The sequence below is a fragment of the Vibrio sp. ED002 genome (assembly GCF_023277445.1).
In the GTDB taxonomy this organism is placed as follows: Bacteria; Pseudomonadota; Gammaproteobacteria; order Enterobacterales; family Vibrionaceae; genus Vibrio; species Vibrio jasicida.
The window spans coordinates 1799416-1821228 of the sequence record NZ_CP080239.1; the positions used below are offsets into that span (position 1 = coordinate 1799416).

The 21813-nt window shown below is 44.7% G+C and carries 18 protein-coding genes; 9 read left to right on the top strand and 9 right to left on the bottom strand.

Going from position 1 to position 21813, the window contains the following annotated elements:
* Nucleotides 1-160 precede the first annotated feature (160 nt).
* On the top strand, nucleotides 161-871 hold the full coding sequence (gene mpaA / locus ITG12_RS24645; protein WP_081634997.1) for a murein tripeptide amidase MpaA: 711 nt from the start codon (nucleotides 161-163) through the stop codon (nucleotides 869-871).
* Nucleotides 872-891: 20 nt separating this feature from the next.
* On the opposite strand, the gene ITG12_RS24650 is transcribed toward mpaA, so the two are convergent.
* Nucleotides 892-1743, bottom strand: coding sequence for an SIS domain-containing protein (locus ITG12_RS24650; protein WP_038871584.1), 852 nt, complete (start codon nucleotides 1741-1743; stop codon nucleotides 892-894).
* Nucleotides 1744-1986: 243 nt separating this feature from the next.
* Here ITG12_RS24650 and murQ point away from each other — a divergent pair, with 243 nt between their 5' ends.
* The 4 genes from murQ to ITG12_RS24670 all read left to right on the top strand — a co-directional run bounded on the left by murQ (nucleotide 1987) and on the right by ITG12_RS24670 (nucleotide 6056).
* Entirely contained in the window at nucleotides 1987-2889 is a 903-nt protein-coding gene (gene murQ / locus ITG12_RS24655; protein ID WP_039973895.1) for an N-acetylmuramic acid 6-phosphate etherase, read from the top strand.
* A gap of 28 nt (nucleotides 2890-2917) precedes the next feature.
* Entirely contained in the window at nucleotides 2918-4372 is a 1455-nt protein-coding gene (gene murP / locus ITG12_RS24660) for a PTS N-acetylmuramic acid transporter subunit IIBC (RefSeq protein WP_042605086.1), read from the top strand.
* Nucleotides 4373-4524: 152 nt separating this feature from the next.
* The gene (locus ITG12_RS24665; RefSeq protein ID WP_104026176.1) at nucleotides 4525-5583 is read left to right on the top strand and encodes a porin; all 1059 of its coding nucleotides are present in this window, start codon (nucleotides 4525-4527) and stop codon (nucleotides 5581-5583) included.
* Between the two features lie 224 nt (nucleotides 5584-5807).
* Nucleotides 5808-6056 (top strand): hypothetical protein, encoded by a 249-nt coding sequence (locus ITG12_RS24670; RefSeq protein ID WP_020197822.1) that lies wholly within the window; start codon nucleotides 5808-5810, stop codon nucleotides 6054-6056.
* Here the strand turns inward: ITG12_RS24670 and ITG12_RS24675 are convergent.
* Complete coding sequence (locus tag ITG12_RS24675) at nucleotides 6053-6955, bottom strand: LysR family transcriptional regulator (RefSeq protein ID WP_045406532.1); 903 nt, start codon at nucleotides 6953-6955, stop codon at nucleotides 6053-6055. The genes ITG12_RS24670 and ITG12_RS24675 overlap by 4 nt on opposite strands.
* A 92-nt stretch (nucleotides 6956-7047) precedes the next feature.
* Between ITG12_RS24675 and ITG12_RS24680 the strand changes: the two genes are divergently transcribed.
* Nucleotides 7048-7701, top strand: a complete 654-nt coding sequence (locus ITG12_RS24680; RefSeq protein WP_248874392.1) for a CatB-related O-acetyltransferase — start codon at nucleotides 7048-7050, stop codon at nucleotides 7699-7701.
* 65 nt (nucleotides 7702-7766) lie between these two features.
* Here the strand turns inward: ITG12_RS24680 and ITG12_RS24685 are convergent, their stop codons facing one another.
* The 4 genes from ITG12_RS24685 to ITG12_RS24700 form a co-directional block, all read right to left on the bottom strand.
* A complete protein-coding gene (locus ITG12_RS24685) occupies nucleotides 7767-9446 on the bottom strand; it encodes a FapA family protein (protein ID WP_248874394.1) in 1680 nt (559 codons plus the stop codon).
* Between the two features lie 447 nt (nucleotides 9447-9893).
* Entirely contained in the window at nucleotides 9894-11912 is a 2019-nt protein-coding gene (locus tag ITG12_RS24690) for a GNAT family N-acetyltransferase (RefSeq protein ID WP_248874396.1), read from the bottom strand.
* A 115-nt stretch (nucleotides 11913-12027) separates the two neighbouring features.
* Complete coding sequence (locus ITG12_RS24695) at nucleotides 12028-13002, bottom strand: ParB/RepB/Spo0J family partition protein (RefSeq protein ID WP_012130357.1); 975 nt, start codon at nucleotides 13000-13002, stop codon at nucleotides 12028-12030.
* 7 nt (nucleotides 13003-13009) lie between these two features.
* Nucleotides 13010-14227: an AAA family ATPase gene (locus tag ITG12_RS24700; protein ID WP_038871606.1), complete on the bottom strand. Its 1218-nt coding sequence runs from the start codon at nucleotides 14225-14227 to the stop codon at nucleotides 13010-13012.
* Nucleotides 14228-15471: 1244 nt separating this feature from the next.
* On the opposite strand from ITG12_RS24700, the gene ITG12_RS24705 reads away from it, so the two are divergent.
* Entirely contained in the window at nucleotides 15472-17442 is a 1971-nt protein-coding gene (locus tag ITG12_RS24705) for a replication initiator protein RctB domain-containing protein (protein WP_038880013.1), read from the top strand.
* Nucleotides 17443-17752: 310 nt separating this feature from the next.
* Here the strand turns inward: ITG12_RS24705 and ITG12_RS24710 are convergent, their stop codons facing one another.
* From ITG12_RS24710 to ITG12_RS24720, 3 genes are read right to left on the bottom strand one after another with little or no spacing between them, the layout of a single operon-like run.
* Nucleotides 17753-18220 (bottom strand): hypothetical protein, encoded by a 468-nt coding sequence (locus ITG12_RS24710; protein WP_038880016.1) that lies wholly within the window; start codon nucleotides 18218-18220, stop codon nucleotides 17753-17755.
* Nucleotides 18220-19152 carry an ATP-binding cassette domain-containing protein gene (locus ITG12_RS24715; RefSeq protein WP_038880020.1) on the bottom strand — a complete coding sequence of 311 codons (933 nt, stop codon included), beginning with the start codon at nucleotides 19150-19152 and terminating at the stop codon, nucleotides 18220-18222. The genes ITG12_RS24710 and ITG12_RS24715 overlap by 1 nt, the downstream gene beginning before the upstream one ends.
* Nucleotides 19149-20003, bottom strand: a complete 855-nt coding sequence (locus ITG12_RS24720; protein WP_038869895.1) for an ABC transporter ATP-binding protein — start codon at nucleotides 20001-20003, stop codon at nucleotides 19149-19151. Before ITG12_RS24720 ends, ITG12_RS24715 begins: the two co-directional genes overlap by 4 nt.
* A 361-nt stretch (nucleotides 20004-20364) precedes the next feature.
* Between ITG12_RS24720 and ITG12_RS24725 the strand changes: the two genes are divergently transcribed.
* Both ITG12_RS24725 and ribA read left to right on the top strand, forming a co-directional pair.
* Nucleotides 20365-20562 carry a hypothetical protein gene (locus ITG12_RS24725; protein ID WP_038869893.1) on the top strand — a complete coding sequence of 66 codons (198 nt, stop codon included), beginning with the start codon at nucleotides 20365-20367 and terminating at the stop codon, nucleotides 20560-20562.
* Nucleotides 20563-20729: 167 nt separating this feature from the next.
* The gene (gene ribA, locus ITG12_RS24730) at nucleotides 20730-21788 is read left to right on the top strand and encodes a GTP cyclohydrolase II (protein WP_081634998.1); all 1059 of its coding nucleotides are present in this window, start codon (nucleotides 20730-20732) and stop codon (nucleotides 21786-21788) included.
* The last annotated feature ends 25 nt before the right edge of the window (nucleotides 21789-21813 follow it).

The following is a 21813-nucleotide window of genomic DNA, read 5'->3' on the forward strand; positions in this document are numbered from 1 at the left end:
TTCTCCTAACACGTCTTTTGAAGCAAGTACCACAAATCATCATACAAGCATTGACGAACTTTAAGTGTTCAGTTTATATCCGAGTAATATCAAAATGCTAAGTTCAACGGCTATGACTTGAGTTATATATAGATACTACTTGAACAATCAGGAGATTACGGTGAGTCTAATTCCAAGAACGGAAAGAGCGGCATTTTTAATTACGCCAACATCATATGGAAGATCGGTACTAGGTGCGCCGTTGTTGTACTTCCCAGCACAAGTAGAAAATGACTCGCGAGGCCTTATTCTCGCTGGGACACACGGTGACGAGACAGCCTCAATCGCCGGATTGTCGTGCGCGTTAAGAAGCTTGCCAGCGGAGTGTCTGAAGCACGATGTGATTTTATCGATGAACCCAGACGCAAACCAACTGGGTACGCGAGCCAACGCCAATCAAGTCGATCTAAACCGTGCGTTTCCTACGCAGAATTGGACAGAGCACGGCACAGTCTATCGCTGGAGCTCGCATACACCTGTTCGAGACGTGAAAGTAAAAACAGGCAGCAAAGAACAGCTAGAGCCAGAAGTTGAAGCACTAATTAGTTTGATTGAACTGCGCAGACCAAAATTTGTGGTCTCGTTTCATGAACCATTAGCGTTTGTCGACGACCCTGCTCATTCTGATTTGGCCAAATGGCTCGGCAAGCAATTCAATCTACCCATCGTTGACGATGTTGATTACGAAACGCCAGGGTCTTTCGGAACTTGGTGTAATGAACGCCAGTTGCCTTGTATTACGGTGGAATTGCCCCCGATCTCGGCGGATCTGACGATTGAAGAACACTTAGATGCGTTTATTGCGCTGCTGCAACACGATCCAGATCTTTAATTTCTAGCTATACGAAGCGATCAAGTAAGGATCTGCTTGATATCGGTACTGATATCACTGATCAACTGGCGTGCGCTTTCGTCTCTTTGTTGTACCAAAATAATAAACAACAGATCCGTAATCACGTTTTGTGCTGTGCGCGAAGCAATGGAAGAGCTGCGATGCTCTGTTTCATTGGCGATGGTATCAAACGTGATATCGGCAATGTCTCTCAAGCGGCTTCTCCCCGGGGCAGACAAAGCAATCACCTTTGCTCCCTGCTCTTTCGCCGCTTCCGCAGCCACCAGAATCTCTTTTCGCTCTCCTGAAAAAGAAATCGCGATCTGCACGTCCTCTGAAGAAAGCGTACGCGCAACCGCAATTTGTACGTGACTGTCTTGCTCAGATAGCGCGGTAATCCCAAGCTTAAGCAGCTTAAAACTCAAATCTTTTGCAGTAAGCGCAGAGCCGCCAATGCCCACCACTTGCACACGGCGCGCTTCACTTAACCACTTCACCGCTTGATGACACGCCTCATAAGAGAGCGCATTGGTCGTTTGGAACATAGCGTCGGTTTTCGCTTTAACCAGTTTTTGCGAAATCACCGCAATCGGATCATCCGCCAAAATATCACTGTGGAGTGGCGTAGATTGCATCGCTTGTTTGCGGCCAATATCTTCGTTCAACGCCAGTTTGAACTCGCTATAGCCTTTATAGCCAATCCTCTGGGTGAATTTAACAATGCTCGACTGGCTCACTTGCACTTGTTCAGCAAGCTCTTGACTGGTCAATTGCGCGGCTTTTTCTGCATTTTCGACAATCCAATCGCCAACCAGACGACCACTGTGAGAGAGCTGAGTACGTCTTGCGACGATTTTATTGATAACGGACACGACAAAATTCCAAAAACTTTAAATAAATTATTCCAAAACAGAAATAATCACACTTTTCTTTAACTGACTGATTAACTTAACAACCCTTATATCTACGTAAGATATTGCGTCAGTATTTCCAGCCATTATTCCAAACTTTCACTGAACAAAGAATAACCTCAAGTGTGATTTTTATCACCTAAATTGAATATTTTATTCCATAGAATCGCCCTCAGATTGAACATTTACAAGAGTACACAGAACATGAAAATTGATTTAAGCCGATTGGTGACAGAAAGCCGCAATCCAGCGAGCGCAGAGATCGATACGCTTTCTACCATCGAGATGCTGCAAGTCATCAACCAAGAAGATCAGAAAGTCGCTATAGCAGTACAAGCAGTATTGCCACAAATCGCGCAAACCGTCGATGCCATTACTGCAGCGTTCGCCAATGGTGGCCGTCTGATTTACATGGGCGCAGGTACATCTGGCCGCCTTGGTATTCTTGATGCGAGTGAATGTCCTCCAACCTATGGCACACACCCAGATATGGTTATCGGTTTAATTGCTGGTGGTCATCAAGCGATTTTGAAAGCGGTAGAAAACGCAGAAGACAACGCTCAAATGGGCCAAGACGATTTAAAGACGCTGAATCTGACTCAGTATGATGTTGTGGTTGGCATCGCCGCCAGCGGCCGTACGCCTTATGTTTTAGGTGGTTTGGATTACGCAAAATCTGTCGGTGCTACAACAGCATCAATCGCTTGTAACCCAGCATGCGCAATGGCAGAAGCTGCAGACATCGCGATTCTTCCGGTAGTGGGCGCAGAAGTAGTCACCGGCTCTTCACGTATGAAAGCGGGCACAGCACAAAAATTGGTGCTGAACATGCTGACTTCTGGCGCAATGATTCGCAGCGGTAAAGTGTTTGGCAATTTAATGGTGGATGTAGAAGCCACCAACGCCAAGCTGATTCAGCGTCAAACCAACATCGTAGTTGAAGCAACCGGTGCACCAAAAGAAGAAGCAGAAAAAGCCCTTGAAGCGTGTGAACGTCACTGTAAGACCGCAATTTTAATGATTCTGGCTGATTTGGATGCAGAGCAAGCTAAATCTCGCCTCGCCGAGCACAACGGTTTTATTCGTGCAGCACTAAATAATAACTAAATAGCCCTAGTCCTGAAGGATAGTCCCTATGGCCAAAATTACCTCTAACACAGTATCGCAATTGCTCGCCGCAGTGGGTGGCAGTAACAACGTAAGTAAATGCGGTAACTGTATGACGCGTTTGCGTTTATCTCTCGCGAATAACAGCTTGGCGGACCAATCCGTCATTAAACAAATTCCCGGCGTAATGGGTGTGGTAGAAAGCGACGAGCAATTCCAGATCATTCTTGGTCCCGGTAAAGCTCAGCAAGCCGCCGATATGATGAATAAGTTGATCGACAGCTTAATCTCTGGTGACAGCGAAGAGCCTGATGCACCACAACAGGATCTTTCTGCTGTCGCTGCAGAGCAGAAAAAACAGATGAAGAGTAAGCAAACCAGTGCGGTTCAGCGTTTTCTGAGTAAGTTTGCCACCATATTTACACCACTGATTCCCGGCTTTATTGCTGCGGGTTTGCTGCTCGGCTTTGCCACATTACTAGAGCAAATATTCGTGCTCGACCAAACGCCAAGCCAGTTTATGGTTGACCTGATCGCCTACATGAAAGTGTTTGGAAAAGGTTTGTTCGCTTTCTTAAGTATTTTGATTGGCTATAACGCACAGCAAGCGTTTGGTGGCTCCGGCGTCAATGGTGCCATACTCGCTTCCCTATTTGTTTTGGGTTACAACCCAGATGCAACCTCAGGTATTTACGCCGGAATGAACGAGTTCTTCGGCTTTGCGATTGATCCTCGGGGCAACATTATTGGCGTGTTGATGGCAGCGATCGTTGGTGCTCAGGTCGAGAAAAAAGTGCGTCAGTATATGCCTGACGACCTGGACATGATCTTAACTTCTGTTGTTACTCTTTTGATCATGGGCGCGGTCACCTTCTTGATCATCATGCCAATCGGTGGTGAGCTATTCAAGGGCATGTCTTGGTTGTTCCTAAACTTGAATGACAACCCATTAGGCGCAGCGATTCTGGCAGGTTTATTCTTGATTTCCGTGGTATTTGGTATCCACCAAGGCTTTGTGCCAGTGTACTTTGCCCTGATGGAAGCACAAGGCTTTAACTCGCTGTTTCCTATCCTAGCAATGGCGGGTGGCGGTCAAGTGGGTGCATCTATGGCACTGTACTTCAAAGCTAAAAAAGACGCGCTGCTACGCACACAAGTAAAAGGTGCCATCATTCCAGGTCTACTTGGCATCGGTGAGCCACTGATTTACGGCGTGACGCTACCGCGTGTTAAACCGTTCGTAACCGCTTGTATTGGTGGTGCTGCAGGTGGTTTCTTTATCGGCTTAGTCTCTTACCTTGGTTTACCTGTTGGCCTTAATACCGTATTCGGTCCATCAGGTATCGTTGCGATTCCTCTGATGACATCAGACAGTGGCATCTTTGCTGGCATGATGGTGTTCATCGTTGGACTGCTTATCTCTTACATTGTCGGCTTCCTAGCTACCTATTTCTTTGGCTGCAAAGACGTTGATTTAAGCTAAATCATTCTAACCCCTATAGGAATGAACTAGCTCGCGTCCTTGAGCTTTCAAGGGCGCACCTTCTCTCTACTTCTCACGACATTGATTTTATTCCGTTATTCGGAAGGGGCTTTGTCGTGCTTAAAAACAATAGAAACGAAAAGGTCGTTCACATGAAAAAGCACATTTTGACTCTACTTCTCCCTACTCTGATGGCATCGAACGCAGCGATGGCCGCTCAACTTTACCAAGCAGAAGACGGGTCGGTTTTGAACATTTACTCTCGTCTTGGCTTTAACGTCACCAATAAAAATGATGAACACGGTGATACCAATGGCGAATTTGATGGCCGTATTGGTTTAAATGGCTCACAAACCATCAACGAACATGCTTCTGTGATTGGCCAAGCGCAATACCAAGTAGGCGCAGCAGAATACGCCAACCAAGTGAACGACAAGCCTTCTCTGACAGCGCGTTACGTTTGGGCTGGTATCGATGCACAAGATTACGGTCGAATCACAGGTGGCCGTGTTGCATCAGGATTGATCATGTTCACCGACATTGGTGATGTGTTCGCGTCATCAGACGTTTCTATGGCGCGCCAAGCAAATAAAGTGGATAAAACCGCGACACAAGTTTTCCGTCAAGACGGTACGCTGCAATACCAGAACCGTATTGGCAACTTTGATGCATCTGTGGCTTACATCCTAGGTAACAACACGTCTGAACTCGATTACGGCTACAACGCCGCATTACGTTACACCCTTGAAATGGGCGATTTGGGTACATTAGCCCCAGTAGTCGCAATGCAAAAAAGTAAAGGCGATGCACGTGAAAACAACGATACCGATTACACCTTTTGGGGGGCGGGTACGCGTTACTACTTGGGTGATTTGATGTTAGGTGCGCTTTACTCAGAAGATGAGCTAGAAGGTTACTTCTCTGAAACCAGTACCGATAAAGTCATGGAGCTGACCGCAGTTTACAGTGTAAATGACAAATGGGCGTTACGTGCAGGTTACCGCTCTCTAGAAAACAGCGACGGCGACGAGCTGGAACTGAAAGACACAACCGTTGAAGTGCAATACAAACTGACCCCTCGCTCTTCTATCTACACCAGTTACGTTGACCGTAATGGCTCGCGCGGTTACGACAACGCACAAGAAGTCTCGTTTGGTGGTGCACATGCAGATGAAAGCTACTACCACTTCGGGCTACGTTACGAGCTGTAAATGTCCATACACTCGTTTTAGTTAGCTAAGATTTCCTCCTCGATATTTTTCCTGCCTTTAAAATGTCGAGGAGTGAAATCTTCCATCTTTTCAATGACTAGCCATTTTATGAATTCCCCAGTAGGCATTGCTGTCAATTATCATTACATGCATGTTTACTTTTTCATCATTAAGCAAAGTACTCTCTCGTCAATTAATAAACGCTTAATCAATATGAGAGCCTTATGCCTGTAAAATTCTGCTCACACTGCAACAAACCGACTGAACACAAACGCGTGATGAAACGCATCAATACTCAACCAGAAAACATCAACGGCAAAACAGCCCGTTTAATGGTGTTGGTATCACGCTGTTTTACCGGTAACCACTATCACGAGTTAACACCTCAATTCTACTGCCGCACTTGTAATCAACACTTTCAAGGCACAGCAGAGATTAAAGACCTACACGCTCAAGACAACCTATCAGTTTAAAATGATTGCTGTTTGAAATGCTCAATAAACGCCTGCGTTCGCTTTGGTAAATGCTCACGTTTAGGATAAAGAATATAGAGCGGTAGGATCGCATCCGTTTGCCACTCAGGGAGTAACGGAACGAGTTGCGATCGCTCTTCACCGCTGAGTTTCTCCAATGCGAATTCATCCAACATTGCAACGCCGCATCCCGCAAGAGTGGCTTCAAGCATGGATTGAACCAAATTAAAGCTGAGTACACTTTGCAAAACCACTGAAACTTTCTGCTTGGTTTCGATATGATGAAAGTGCCACGTATCGAGGTTTAACACTTCATTGCGATACACAATATGGTTAAGCAGATGAAGATCTTCCGGCATTGCTATTTTTGGTTTCTTGGACAAGTACGCTTTATGTGCGAACGGTTTACAGTGTAAAGAGCGCAAATGGTGACCGATATAACCCTCGGGTGGATTGTTCGTGAAGAAAAACGCCACATCAAAGCCAGACTCAATAAGATCCAAAGGCGTTTCAGAAAAGATCACTTCAAACGTCACTTCCGGATATAACTGGCGAAACTCGATCAATGCTCGGTTCAATAACGCCGCGCCAAATGATGCCGACGCCGCGATGCGCAAATGCCCAGCGACTCGGTCACTTTCCATCACTTGTTCATTAATCTTCTCCGCCCCGTCCATCAAACCCTTTACTTGCTGATAGAAACGCAACCCATCGTAAGTAAGATTAAACTGCCTTGTTGTACGTTGAATCAACTGTACTGACAGAATCTCTTCCAACTGCCTTAGTTGACGACTCGCGTGCGCATTTGAGCAACGCAGTTTTTTCGCCGCACCAGCAATACTCTTCTCTTCACATAGTGCAATGTACATCGGCACGTAGCTTAGCCACTTTATTTCCATACAGTAATTATGAATCTCTAAAAACAATCTACTGGAAATAATAGAAAGGCTCTACACTGCTTACAACTTAAAATTGGAACGGAGAATCACGAATGAACGCATTCGATACTTGGTTAAAAGGGCAAGTGATCAAAGACCATGTCACTAACCCGAATATCGAGGTGGGAGATTACAGTTATTACTCGGGGTTTTATCACGGTAAAACATTTGAAGATCAATCAGTTCGTTATTTGATGGGCGACAGCGTTACCCAACAAGAGTGGCAAGATGGTGCTTATGGAAAAGTGGACAAACTGATCATTGGCAAGTTCTGTTCAATCGCTTCTGGCGCGACCTTTATGATGGCTGGCAATCAAGGCCATCGGGTAGATTGGATTTCTACCTTTCCATTTTCTCCTGAAGAGTTTGGAGAAGATGTACAAAGCGGGTTTGAACGCGCCGATGATACTGTTGTGGGTAATGATGTGTGGATTGGCAGCGAAGCGATGATCATGCCGGGCGTGAAAATTGGAGATGGTGCCGTGATTGGTGCGCGCTCAGTCATCACAAAAGATGTTCCGCCCTACTCGATTGTTGTTGGTCACAATCATATTGTTCGCCAGCGCTTTAACGACGAATGTGTCGCCATGTTGTCAGAAATCAAATGGTGGGATTGGCCCATTAGCCATATTAAACAAGCAATGAAGATCATGTGCAGCAGTGATGTACGTGCCCTTGGTGCTTACTATCAAGAACACATTGCCTGATGTTTAAAAACAAAAGCCCGTGTACCTCTCAATACACGGGCTTTTTCATTCTTCCAATGAAAGAGTTAAATCGCGACGACGTCTTCTTCCTCTAAATTTGCCGCCACTTTGATTTCGTATTGGTTAAAGCTAAACACACAACCGCCATGTGTGCGTTTGGTTGTCACCTGTTCGTCTCCAAATTGCACTGTAACGCGCGTAAATACGCGATCTTTGGCTTCAACGATATTCTCTTCCAGCGAGACTTCAAACTCCTGCTCAGTGTGTTCTAGCTTCTGTTTAACTTCTTCAAGGCGAGCATTGTTTTGCGCTTTCATTACTTCGATTTGAGCTTGCTCTTCATCGGTACGCTCTGCTTTAGGACGCTTCTTAAATTCAAGTTCCTTACGAATCACATCCATCGTGCCTTCTTGGGCGGATTTGTATTCTTCTTTTAAGTTGGCGATACGCTCTTTGAATACAGCGTAACAGGCAAAAGCCTCGACTTTCGTTGCGGTATCACCTTCTACACCAAGCTGAGAGCAAAGTACCTTACTTCCTACTTTGGCATCACCACAGCTTAAAGTGCCGTTTTTACCGCTGGCATCAAGTACCGTCAGGTTGCGTCCACACACAATGTCGTTATTCATACTGTGCACAGCCAGCTCTATGTCTTCGCCAGACTGCAATTCACAATACTGGGCGTAACTAGCACGAATCGATGTTTTGGTTCGAACGTGGCAGCTTTTCGGCTGACCATCACTCACTGTGTGGCCAATAATGCCTTTCGCGACTTGGATGTCGCCTTCAGCTTGCACGTCCGCGGATTCAATAAACCCACCAACGGTAATAGAGCCTGTCGCTTTGACGATCATGCCAGATTCAATGTTGCCGCCGATGATGACATTGCCTTTAAACTTAACGTGCCCTGTGTTCACACCCACACTGTTTAAACACAGAGCGCTATCAACTTCGATGGTTTTATCTTTGATGAGAGGCGTACCAGATACAGAAGCAATCAGAAGATTAGGATCGGCTTTGCTAATTTCTGTCCCCTTACCCGGTTTAATAGGACTGTCTTTACCGGCTTGAGGAGGAATCACTCGCCCTTGGACAGTAAAACCCGGAACGCCCTTGGTAGCAGGTGTTCGACGCATGACCTCATCACCCACGTCCACGGCAATGGTTTCACCTAAGTTTCGTAAATCAATTTTGTCGCTAGTGGTTTGGCCTTCTTTTGGTTTGAGGATACGTTTGGTGATGTCTTTAACGAGAGGCGTAAAGATGGCGTCTTTACCTTTGACTGGTTGTTTACCAACGGCGACCGGTTGAGTGAAGGTTTCTCCGGGTTTGAGTTGATTGCTGACGACCATTACTTTTTTAAGCGCCAACTTATTAATGCCTTTCGATACTCTCGCATGAGCAAGTGCTTGAACGATTTCAGGGCCACGCAAACCACGGCCACCATAAGCACCTACAATCTTCATGCTCGCGAGCATGTCGTTGTTCGACAGTTCAACTTCTACCAGAGCATTCTTAATCTGCGCAACGACAATACCTTCGTATGCTTCTGCTTTACGCTCACGAGCACAGTTAATGAATCGAACCACTTCAGCGTCATCAACGAACGCCTGACTGGCATTCATTGCTTGAAGCTGTTCAGGTAACTCCTTCTGATTTAGCTCACCTCCGATTTCAATATCTCCCGATAGGCGAGCTAAAATCCTCGTTTTGTCTTCCGACCATTCAAGGCATATCTTCCACATAACCAATCCATCTACTACCCATCACCCAATTCAGTCTAACCAAATTCATTTTCTGAACAAACCTCTCACTTCTCAGAATCAGGCTCACATCACTAAAGGAAGCCCCGCTTTTTCTGAGGTTGAGGTAGACAGGCACAGAATTTCTAAATCACGTTAGGATTCATTTTTGGGCGGAACTGTCCCTTCATAACCAAAGCATCACGATCTTTATTTGAATATATGGGAAAGCCTCCTTAATGAACAATCTAACTTTATTAACAATTTATTATTTAGCTCACTTCACAGATAGCTCATTGCACACAACTTGTGTTTACAGTGTAAATCGAGATTGGCTTTACATCCCAACCGAAAACCGTGGTTAAGGTGGCAAACAAAAAAGGAGATGATTTACAGTGTAAACCCTCTCCTCCCATTAACCACTTTTACAGTGTAAATTGCTTGCTCCGTTTACACTGTAAATTTAGCAATCAAAACTTGTAGCTCTTTTCTTATCTGCGCTTCAAGTTGCTTACGTCCCGGCAAGCCATATTGCTTAGCGCACGCACTCCAGTCTTTGTTTAAGAATAATTTACTGATCATCAAGTCAGACACATCAGCCAAACCACATTGCAGTAACCATTGCTGAATCCAAACAGAGACCGATTCAAAGTTGTTCCCACCTTGAGCATAACACTCGATTAAAGTGCGCTTCGTTAAATGGGACTGACAGGTAGATACCGAGGCTGGCAATAGCGCACGAAGCAAACTTGGCTCTAACTTAGGATAAGTAGACGCCGCACTCAATGGCAACAGTTCTTCGAATAGCGATTTGGCTTCGTTTATCCAAGCTTGTTGTGAGCCACACTGACGAACCATCAACAATGAGTAACACCCACTTGCCGCATCTCGCATACTTCCAAGACGAATGGATTCAAAACCAGATTGGTTCCAAAACGTAATCAGTTCTTCTGCTGCACCAAAGCTAGTGGACAAATAAGAGATATGAGGCGGCGTAGTTTGTTCCAACTGCTTTAACATTTGTTGGCCAATACCTTGCCCTTGCAAATCTGGATGCACCGCAATTCGCATCACTCGCAAAGTAGAAAGCGCACCCACATCGGCGTAACCAAGTTGATTGATAATAGTCACTGGCGTCAGGTGCCCTTTCGGACGACGTTTCCCAAGCTGAATATCTTTAACGAGATTCGAATCGAGGTTGCCTTCCTCCACAGTTAACATCACCCCGACGACTTCATTGTTATTCTGAGCCACGTAGATCTGGCAATGTTCATCTTGCAGAAGATGCAGCAAATCATTTGGCGAGGTTTGATAATGCGCATTCACAAGTAACGCAAAGCACGTTTTCAATACGGAAGGATTAGAAATCAACGCTGACTTACGGAGGTTGATTAATGAAATATCGCCAAGCTTAGACGGCTGACCCGGGGTAAGTTCTGCATCCAGTAAAAATGCTTGGTACAACCAAGATTCCAAGTTGTCATTTACTGCCCATCGAATAGGTTGTTGAAGATGACAAAGCTTCATTCCAGGTCTTTGCTTTTGTAGCCAATCAACAAACTTAAGCGTGAAGCCACGGCCACAACCTTCATAACCATGAATGGTGGTTGAGAATACGAGACGATGATATTGCTCAGTAATCTGCTTAAGCATAGGAACCGGAATCGCAGCAGCTTCATCAACCAACAACAAATCACACTCAGGTAAAGTAGAGAGTAATTCATCCGGTGCGATGAACTGAATGTAGCCCTGCCCCGCTTCTAATCGGTCTTTCTTAACGCGCTCTGCTGTTGATAGCAATCTGAGCGAGTGCTGATAAACAGGTTCAACAGCTTTGATGCTTGGCGCTGTGACGAGAATTCGTAATGGCTTTTGCTCTAGAAGCTGCGCGCACGCAATACCTAACGCACTGGTTTTTCCTCGACCACGATCGGCGGTTAATACTAAAGGACGTTTGCGATGCCCTGTCACCACTTTTTCGATAAAAGAAACCGCTTCAGTTTGCTCACTATACTGTTGTGCTTTTTCCGCTTGGATGAAATCTGGCAACGGAGGTAATGGTACATTCTCCTTAATAACGGTGAGTTGTTGCCATTGCGTTTGCAGCCACAGTTCGGCGTCATCCGCGTCTTGGTCTCTATTGGCAACCACAATCAATAGCCCACCGCCGACGAGTGCACCAAGAGCCAAGGTAAAACTGTTGGCGTCAAACTCTTTTCTCGCGTCAAACAGCAGCACGTCACATTCACGGCCGAGCAACATATTACCTTGCTTTGCATTTACGCAGAGGGCATTTTCTAGTTGCCAATCCCCAACACAGAACCACGTTTGATTTTGTTGCTTTTGATGAAAGTCGGTAATCAAGGCATTTTGCCAATCGGCATCACCATAAATCACCACGCCATTGCGTTGAAAGGCTTTGTAAGATTGGAGCTGAAGCTGAGAAAGGAATTCAGGTTGTGCGAGCATTACGTATATCCAAGCATTAAACTGACGCCATATTATCACATCTCGATTCATGGAGACTTTGCCAAATTGCAGACATAAAAAAACCGCCCGGAGGCGGTTTCAAACAAGAACAGTTTTACTTCATTTTGCTCTCAACGAAAGCAAGAATTTCTTCCATCAAGCTGTCGTCAACTTTCTTCAAGTTAAGAGCAAGGTTGTTACCTTTACGGCTGTAGCTTGCACGACCTTTAACTAGATCAACTTTTTCCGCTTTCTTAGCTGGCTTCGCTGGTGCAAGTTCTGCAATCCAACTTTCAATGCTCTCTGTCACTTCTTTAGTAAGACGAGCCACACCTTGAGCTGTACTGCGCTGCCACAAATAACCTTCCGACGTACGACACTTATCCAACAAGTTTTGTTGTTGTTCGCCGTTCAATGTCGAGAACTGCTTATGCAGCTTAACAATCGTTGGACGACCTAAATCACCAACATTCGGGTAAGCTTGCAGAAGTTCAAGCGGAAGTGCAGCGGCTTTTAATGCGCCACTCACCAAGGCTTCACTGCACTGGAACATTTTTGCTAGTGCTTTTTGGTCTTCAGCTTCGCCACTTTCAAGCTTCGCCTGCATCTCTTTACCTTTTTCGTATAGAGACAGTGGCTTGTGCGCGTTTGCAACATCAGAAAGGAATTTCGCGTGGTCCGTGTTGATGCCGTCACCAACGTAAACCAAGAAATCCTGTCCTGCTAAGATACAAGACATACGACGGCGGCTACCGTCCAATACTTCAATCTTGCCATCTTCAGTGCGACGACCAACCGCTGGATATTGTTGACCACGTTCTTTCAACGTCACCAACACATCCGATAAAGCGTGTTCGTTTAGGAAAGATTGCTCACGAGCGTTCTCTGCAAATACGCTGGTGTCTGTCGCCACTTTATCCGCAGGAATGCGGACCAATTCAAACTGAACGGTGTTCTCGCCTGCGACAGCAAGTTCGATAGTTTGTGCTTTGTCTTTTGCCGCCGTTTGCGCTTCTTGAGGTGTCGCAACACGACGCTTATTGGTTTTACCAAATAATTTCGCGTTTAATTCAGACGTTTTCAATGCCATTTATTCATTACCCCTGATTCAATGACGGCCAGTTAGAGTGCAGTACGCGCTCTAGTTCTAGTGCACTCTTATGTACCGCATCTTGTGCAGTAGCGAGCGTTTTCTTACCACCTTCGAAGTCGCCTACGGTCAAATCAAACACTGTGCTGTAGGTGTCAGCACACGTTTCGAATGCACGACTACGAGGAATAGTGGCCATCATAACTTGGTCACCTAGAAGATAGTTCATTTCAGTTAGAACAGAAACTTGCTTCTTGTTGTCGTCTTCGAACATGGTTGGCATCAGACGAACAAACTCAAGACCGTTCCAATCTTCTGGGAACATCTCATAAACCGTAGGAAGGTGTTGGAAGAAGTTTACTGTTGAAGCCCAGTCAAGACGCTTCGCTGCACAAGGAATCAATAGCGCATTTGATGCGTACATTGCGTTCCATACTAGCGGGTCAACGTGTGGACCGGTATCAATCATAATCACGTCGAAGTCATTCGCAATCTTGTCAATCAACTGCTCTTTCAACAGACGAACGATGTCTAGCGATGGGTCTTCAGAGAGTGTTTGCCATGCTTCTGCGTTGAACATTGCGTCTTCTGGGAAAGCAGAAATCGACTTCAAGTTCGGGTATTGCGTCGGTAGCAGTACGTTCTTATGTAGGAATTCTCGATCGATTTCCACACCATCTGGCACGTTACCAAGCATGATATCAACGGCAGAGTAAATGTTGTCATGTTCTGCCACACTGATTTGTGGATTTAAGAACAAACGTAATGAACCTTGAGGGTCAAGGTCAATCAAACAAATGCGGTAACGATTATCTAAGTTTAGTGCTAGGCATGCAGCCAAATGAACCGCAGTCATTGATTTACCCGTACCACCCTTTTGGTTCTGTACGTTGATAATCCACGGTTTATTTTCTGAATTCTTTTTACGCTCATGGAATTTTGGCACTTCTGCCGCGTCCATTAGCATGTGCGCTTCATCTAAAGTGATTGAATAATGGTTAGCATTATTCTTAGTAAATTGATGGCCGTCTGCCTCCATTTTACCAATAGCTTCATCCAGCTTACGACGAGTTAAACCAGAGCGGGTTTCCATCATCGCTTTAGACATTGGTGGGAAGTAATTGTCACTTCGCTCTTCCAAAACAATCTCAATACGGTCAGCTTGAACCTGCTGCGTCAGTTCCGCTAACTCCTGGAGATTTTCAATCGTTTTTTCTCTTTTCATGCCAAATTCCGTTGGAAGGATATCTGATTTTAATTGTACAGCACTAGCATTCTAAAACAACAAAAAGGTGAACAAACATTTTGAATAACCATCACATAAAAAAACACTCACAAACGCCACTTTTATGATTCTCCCATGAAAACATCACAAAATTTAATCAAATACTTGCCAATAAAGAGATTCAAACTCGATGAAATTAAAAATGTTACATCGTCACGTATTTACAATGTAAATCTAGCATTTATCTCGGAACGATTATAAAACAGCCCTAAATTACGGGCACTGTGAGATCAATCAGGTATTGGAGTGTTTATGTGGCTTTAAGTCAAAAGAGTTCTTCCCAACTAACCCTTGATCATGCGTCCAGTGCTATTTTTTGTAGGGAATGAGGTTTCTATTGGAAGAATGATCAAGGACTGTACATGATCATTCTTCCGAGGTAAGCATCAAAACTGAAAGCATGATCAAGGAAACCATGCTTCTATTTACATATCGGGCTAATTTTTCAATCAGATCAATTTATCGGAAAAATGATCAAGAACGTTTTTAACACGGAAGCATGTATTTTTCCCTCTAATTTACGGAAGAATGTAGATAGACTGGGGGATAGAGAGAAAACCAGAGCGTAAAAGCCGGAACGATGAATTAAAGCATCATGTAAAATGTAGACAAGACAATCATGATCATGCTTCCGTTGATTTCATCTTAAGCCCTGTTAAGTAGCGAGATTCAACCAAAATGGTGGCGTTTTCATCAATTGAATAATTTCCGCGCGATATTGAGAGCAGAACGATGAAAATCTTCTCTCTTGATCATCGATCCGACGTTAATATGAAAACAAGTAAGCAATAACACACGATGAGTTTTCCAAGTGAAGCCCTAGCTTCTGTGGATAAGTTGTATAAACATCATGATCATCGTTTCAGCCCTGTTTTGATCATCTTTTCATAAACTTAATGATCATGCTTACGGAGAGTTGTGATCATGCTTTCTGACTTTCGATGATCATACTTTCGATAGTTACATGATCATAGTTCCGAAATGGCGATTGAAAATATCTAAGTTAAACAGCTACTTACGACGCTAAAAATGTCCAGATCATTAGATCATATAATCAATTAAGATCAGATTAATCAAAAAGATCAGTTATTTAAAAAACAAAGATTTTTTCTTTATTTATGATCTGTTTTTCTTTATTCTTCGGAACCATAGCGAAACTACGGCTAGTGTGATCTGGATCTAAAATGACGGCTGATGAAAAAATTCTGATTAAAGCGCCAAGAAGCCATAAGGATGGGCACCTTTTTGAGGTACACGAATCTTCTGCAGATTGGGTAGAACAATACCAACATTTCAAAGGGGTAACCAAAAGCATCTTAGAACTGCTTAATCTTATTTCACTGCGTGGATTCAGCAGCAAAGATGGATTAGTTTCAACAACAGAAATTGTTGGTGCTACCGACGGTCAACTTACGCGTGCTGCATTACAGCAACGTTTACGAGCAGCGGTGAATATTGGTTTATTTACGCAAACACCAGTCCGTTTTGAAGAAGGCCTTGCTGGTAAAACCATGCTGCATAAGTTCGTAAACCCGAACCAATTAATTTCGGCATTGGGAGCCACCAGCCTAGTGACAGAAAAGGTTCGTCAAAGCGAGAAGCAAAAGCGTTCCAAAGCGTTAGCACAAACACAAGTGAACAAACGCTTGCTCAATGAGCACGGTCTTAACACACCTCCAATGATGAAAGATGAAGCGGATCAATTCATCGTATCACCGACCAATTGGGCAGGGATCATTGACCAAGCCCTCGCACCACCTCGTACTCGTAAGAGTTATCAGAAATCGATGGTATCGATCTCTGGCACCAAAGCCGTGATTGAAACGCGATCTTCTAAAAACATCATGACCGTTGATGATCTGATGACCTTGTTTGCGTTGTTTACGCTTACAGTTCAATACCATGATCATCACAAAGATCAGTACCACATGGATGCAGCGCATGTCCCTAACAAGACGCCGTTGTACATTACCGATATTCTGTCTTTGCGTGGCAAAAAAGACAGTGGGCCTGCTCGAGATTCTATTCGTGACAGTATTGATCGTATTGAATTTACCGATTTCCAGTTGCATGAACTGACTGGCCGTTGGCTCAGTGAGAACATGCCTGAAGGGTTTAAGAGTGATCGTTTCCGGTTTATCGCTCGAACCATTACTGCCTCGGAAGAAGCGCCTACAGAAGGTCTGGATGGTGAGATTCGAATCAAACCTAATCTTTACATCTTGGTTTGGGAGCCTTCGTTCTACGAAGAATTGCTCACTCGTGATTACTTCTTCCTATTCCCGCCAGAAATTCTGAAGCAGCATACGCTGGTATTCCAGATGTACTCATTCTTCCGTAGTCGCCTAGTACGCAAGCATACTGATTGCATGCTGTTGAGCGAGTTAAACCAGAAATTGGCACGTAATATCGAATGGCGCCGATTCTCAATGGATTTGATCCGCGAGTTGAAGCGTTTGTCAGACGGCAAGGGGACGGAAGATCTTTTTGTCGTCAATCTTTGGGGCTATCACCTAACGATCGAAACGATGATCGAGAACGGTAAGGTGATGGATTACCAAATCGACATCAAATGTGATGTCGAAGAGGTCTTACGTTACTCACGAGCACGTACAACCAACGCTGGTAAGCGCAATATGGCGCCTACACTGCCAAATCCACTTCGCAATGAGATGGTGACAAGGCAGCAGCTAGACGAGCTCTCAGGCATCATAGACGGCGAATTTGAGCCTATTCAGCGTAAAGCACCGTCCCCTCGTGGCAATTTAGGCCGCCGAGTGAAGCAGAAAAAGCACTTGGTTGAGATCAATGCTGACGAGATCACCATTACTCTATCCAAATATACCTCTCCAGAGGCTCTAGAACGCAGTGTAACGGCTTTGTCAGCGATGACAGGGCATTCGTATGCCTCAATCAAAGAAGAGTGTTCTGACTTCATTGAGAAGCTTGATTTCTTGAGAGTAGGGGATGTTCCTCTGCCATACGAGACACTGAGTAAGACGGTGGAGCTGTTCAACAGCCAAAATGATGTAAAGCATTTGACCATTGAACGTTTGATTGCGGGCTTGGCCGTTCGTCGGAAGGTATGTCGTCAGATTTTTGATGGGCACATGGACGAGATGGTATTCAGAGCACTTGATGAAATGGCCATTTAACATGTGTTGGGTCGATGCTTTTTAAGTAATAAGCATGACCAATTGATTCAGAATGTAACAATGAATTGCACTGATGGAAATCAGACTTAACTCTTACAAACCACTGACATTGATGATCGGATGGCAGACTAAGATTTATCCCGAATAGACAACCTTTTGTCCTTTCTGATGATTAATAGATTGGCTCATATTGTTACATTCATTCTGAATAGACTTCGCGAGTTTCTCCTCAAGAAACTCGCTTTTTTTTATCTAAAATTCCGCTCAAAACCTAATTTATAGTCATCAACGGCTTGATCATTCTTCCGAATTAATGACATAAGCCTTGATCATGCTTCCTTGGTTCATTCCAATTCAACGATCGCATCAACGCTACATGCGACTCTATCAAGCAATTCGCTTGTTGTTGCCATTCGCTTTGATCTTGTTGCTGATTGCAAAATTCCAACGCTAATACCGTTAAATGTTGTAAGCGTTTTAAGCTCCAATCTTTAATCAGAATGTCTGTCATTGGTTGACATGCAGCTTGTTCGAGCTTGGCACTCGTGTATTGCAAGGTCTGATAGGCTTTTTGATGGTTTTGATACCTGGCATATTGAAATACTCTTAAGCAGCCATCGAGCCAACAAGCGATCGCTTTGCTCTGCTCGTCAGTCAATTCAGGACCAAACACTGATTCCGGTGCCTGATACAGGATCGCTTCCAATCTTTCAACTTGATCATGCTTCCGGTTTTCGTACCAATCCGAAATAAGATCTTGCCAAGTATTCAAGTCCATTAAGCTGCCTTAGTCCATTGTTTTACAAAGTGGTTTGGTCCAATTTGATCAAAGTCTTCTACCACAATACTGCTGCGGTTTCGGATCTCATCTGCATTTACTGAATAGTTTGGTTCACTTTCCACGAGATTGCCAAATGGCAGATCAGGATCTGGTACCGCAGAGATCAATAACTTAGTGTATGGATGCTGCGGATTTTTCAAGATCGCTTGCGTGTCACCCCACTCAACAATCTGGCCCTTATACATCACGGCGGTTTCTTCGGCGATGTAATGAGCGGTTGCCAGATCGTGGGTGATGTACAAGAAACCGATGCCCAAGTCTTGTTTCATTCGCTGCATCAGGTTTAACACGCCCAGACGAATTGAAACGTCCAACATTGATGTTGGTTCATCGGCAAGAATGATTTGGGAGCCTACTGCCAATGCGCGCGCCAAGTTAACGCGCTGACGTTGTCCACCACTCAGTTCATGTGGGAACTTATTTAATGTTTCTTCTGGTAGCTCCACTAGATCCAAGAGTTCGAGTAGTTTGCCCGGGATCTCTTTGTCGCTTTTAACTTGCTTATGAATCTTAAGTGGGCGAGTCAGGTGATGACGAATCGTGTGGGTTGGGTTCAAAGAGCCAAATGGGTCCTGGAACACCATTTGTACCTTGCTGCGATAGTCCTGAATTTCTGCGCGAGCGGTAATATCGTTGATGTTTTTTCCATTAAAAAGGATTTCACCATCGCTGGCCGGATACACCTTGGTAATTAATCGCGCACAGGTGCTTTTACCGCAACCTGATTCGCCAACCAGCGCGAGAGTTTTGCCTGCATAAAGGTCAAAGCTCACGCCTTGAAGCGCACGGAAGGTTTCTTCTTTCGCGAAACCACCACCGACTTTAAATTCTTTGATCACGTTTTTCATTTGGATGATTGGTTCGCTCATGATAACGCTCCTTCAGTGGCTGATTCTTTATGCACGTCGTGGATATTCGGGAATGAAGCCCATAGTTTTTGAGTGTAAGAATGCTGAGGGTTATTGCGAATTTCGTATGAACTGTTTACTTCGACAATCTTACCGTGACGCATGATGGCTATGCGGTCGCACAACTGGCTCATGAGTGCCAAATCGTGAGTGATAAACAGCACAGAGAAACCGAACTCATCACGCAGTTGATAGATTTGCTGTAAGATTTCACGCTGTACCACGACATCAAGCGCTGTGGTTGGCTCATCCATGATGATCATCTTTGGGTTGAGAGAAAGGGCGATGGCAATCACTAAACGTTGGCGCATGCCCCCGGAGAACTGGTGTGGGTACTCGCCAAGTCGATCGCGGGGAATGTTGACCAAGTCGAGCAACTTTTCTGCGCGGTCCTTGGCTTGTTCATTGGTCATGCCTTTGTGATGGCGCAGTACGTCGGCAAATTGCTCCTGAATGGTTAATACTGGATTGAGGGAGTTCATGGCACTTTGGAACACCATCGCAATCTCGCTCCAACGCAGTGTGTTTAATTCACTGTCGGATAGACTCAGAATATCTTTGCCTTCAAATAGAATTTGGCCTCCTGAGATAAACGCTGGCGGCTTGTGTAAACGGTTGATAGAGAAAGCAATGGTACTTTTACCACAGCCAGACTCACCAGCGAGGCCAAATATCTCGCCTTTGCCAATATCGAAGCTTACCGATTTCACTGCGTTAAAGTCGCCGTGATCGGTGATGTAGTCCACACATAAGTCTCTGATCTGGATGACCGGATCAGAGTGGTATGCCTGAATCAGGTTTATGTCACTCATAAAAATACCTTACCAATACAAAAGATAATTATTATCATTATCAGGTGTGCGAGTTTTACGAAAGACAGAACCGTCTAATAAGTGAAGTGACTCGAAAGTTGAGTGTAATAAAAAGAATTTTTTCGGTTATAGAAGTGTGAAGAATCACGGGAAAAATGAGAGCTGGATCAGCTCACTTTTCGTAGGGGGAATTCTTCAAATTTAATCGCTAAAACTGTGGTTTGCAAAAACTAAATGATGAATCTATTAACGAGTTGATGAAAGGTCGGGAGGGGTCACATTTCCCCACTGTTTTTCTTACCTCTGCATTGGGGGTTTGCTATAGATTACCCATCGAAAACATGGTGTGTTCGGAGGAAATATGTCCATTAATTCTATCGACCATGAAGAGATGAGCAACATCGCTCACAAATGGGAACTCCCAGAAGAAGAATCCGTTGTGAGACCTGAGAAAATCGTGAAGTCAGCAGAAGCAAGACGACGCATTGAAGCACTTCGTGAAATCCGTGAAAGCGGTTTGAGCATCGAAGAAGCAAGGGAACTTGGCTTGATTCACTAATTCTCGCACTACGGTAATACCAATCATGGGGTAGTCATAAGACTGCCCTTTTCATTTTTTGTTTTACAACCAATTGTTTGACTTTCTCCTACAGCGTTACTAAAGATTATATCAATAGCAATATGCTTTTTGTTGACTATTAAAACAGCAACGTCAGGAGTACGATTATGGTTGATCAGATCCTTTTCTATGAGCCCGATGAATCTCACGGCTTTCTTTCTAATTTCTGTCATGCCCCGATTCAAGTCTCAGCTCAATCTTGGCCCACCAGCGAACACTACTACCAAGCCCAAAAGTTCAACGACCTCAAACTGCAAAGTAAAATCCAATCAGCGAAGACGCCTGATGAAGCTTTCGCCCTCAGTCGTCAATATCAACACTTCGTGCGTGAAGACTGGGATGACGACAAACTCTCTGTGATGGCGTTTGTTGTGCGTGAGAAGTTTTTGCAAAACCCTCAGCTTGCCAAACAGTTGATGCAGACAGGAAACGCCTGTCTTACCGAACATTCACACAAAGATGCCTTCTGGGGCGATGGCGGTGATGGCTCTGGTGAAAACCATTTAGGGGAGATTCTGATGAACGTACGTGCTGAATTAAAACATATCGAGCCCAGCAGCTTGGTGAGGTTTATTGATAAAGCCAAATTACCGACTCAGTGGGGCACGTTTGTAATGTACGGTTTTATCGAGAACGCGACAGGGAAAGAACATCTCGCCTTGGTGTATGGCGACCCTACAAACACTAAAGCGCCGCTGATTCGCCTGCATTCAGAATGCTTAACTGGTGATGCGCTGTTCAGTACGCGTTGTGATTGCGGCTTCCAGCTTAACCGTGCATTGCAAAACATTGTCGAAGAAGGCTGCGGTGTGTTGCTTTATCTGCGCCAAGAGGGTAGGGGGATTGGCTTAATCAACAAGATTCGTGCGTATCACTTGCAAGACGAAGGCGCAGACACGGTCGAAGCCAATGAACGTCTTGGCTTTGCCGCAGATATGCGTGACTACGCGTTTTGCAAAGGGATGCTGGAGCATCTTGGTATTGGTGAAGTAAGGTTGATGACCAACAACCCACGTAAGCTTGCAGCGTTGAAAAAGGTCGATATCAAAGTTGTTGAGCGGGTGCCACTGCAAGAGGGCAATAACCCAAACAACCAACACTACTTACAAACCAAAGCCAATAAGCTCGGCCATATGTTCGATCCCAAATTTGTCGAACAAGATTAAGCGCTCGAACAAGATTAATCACAGA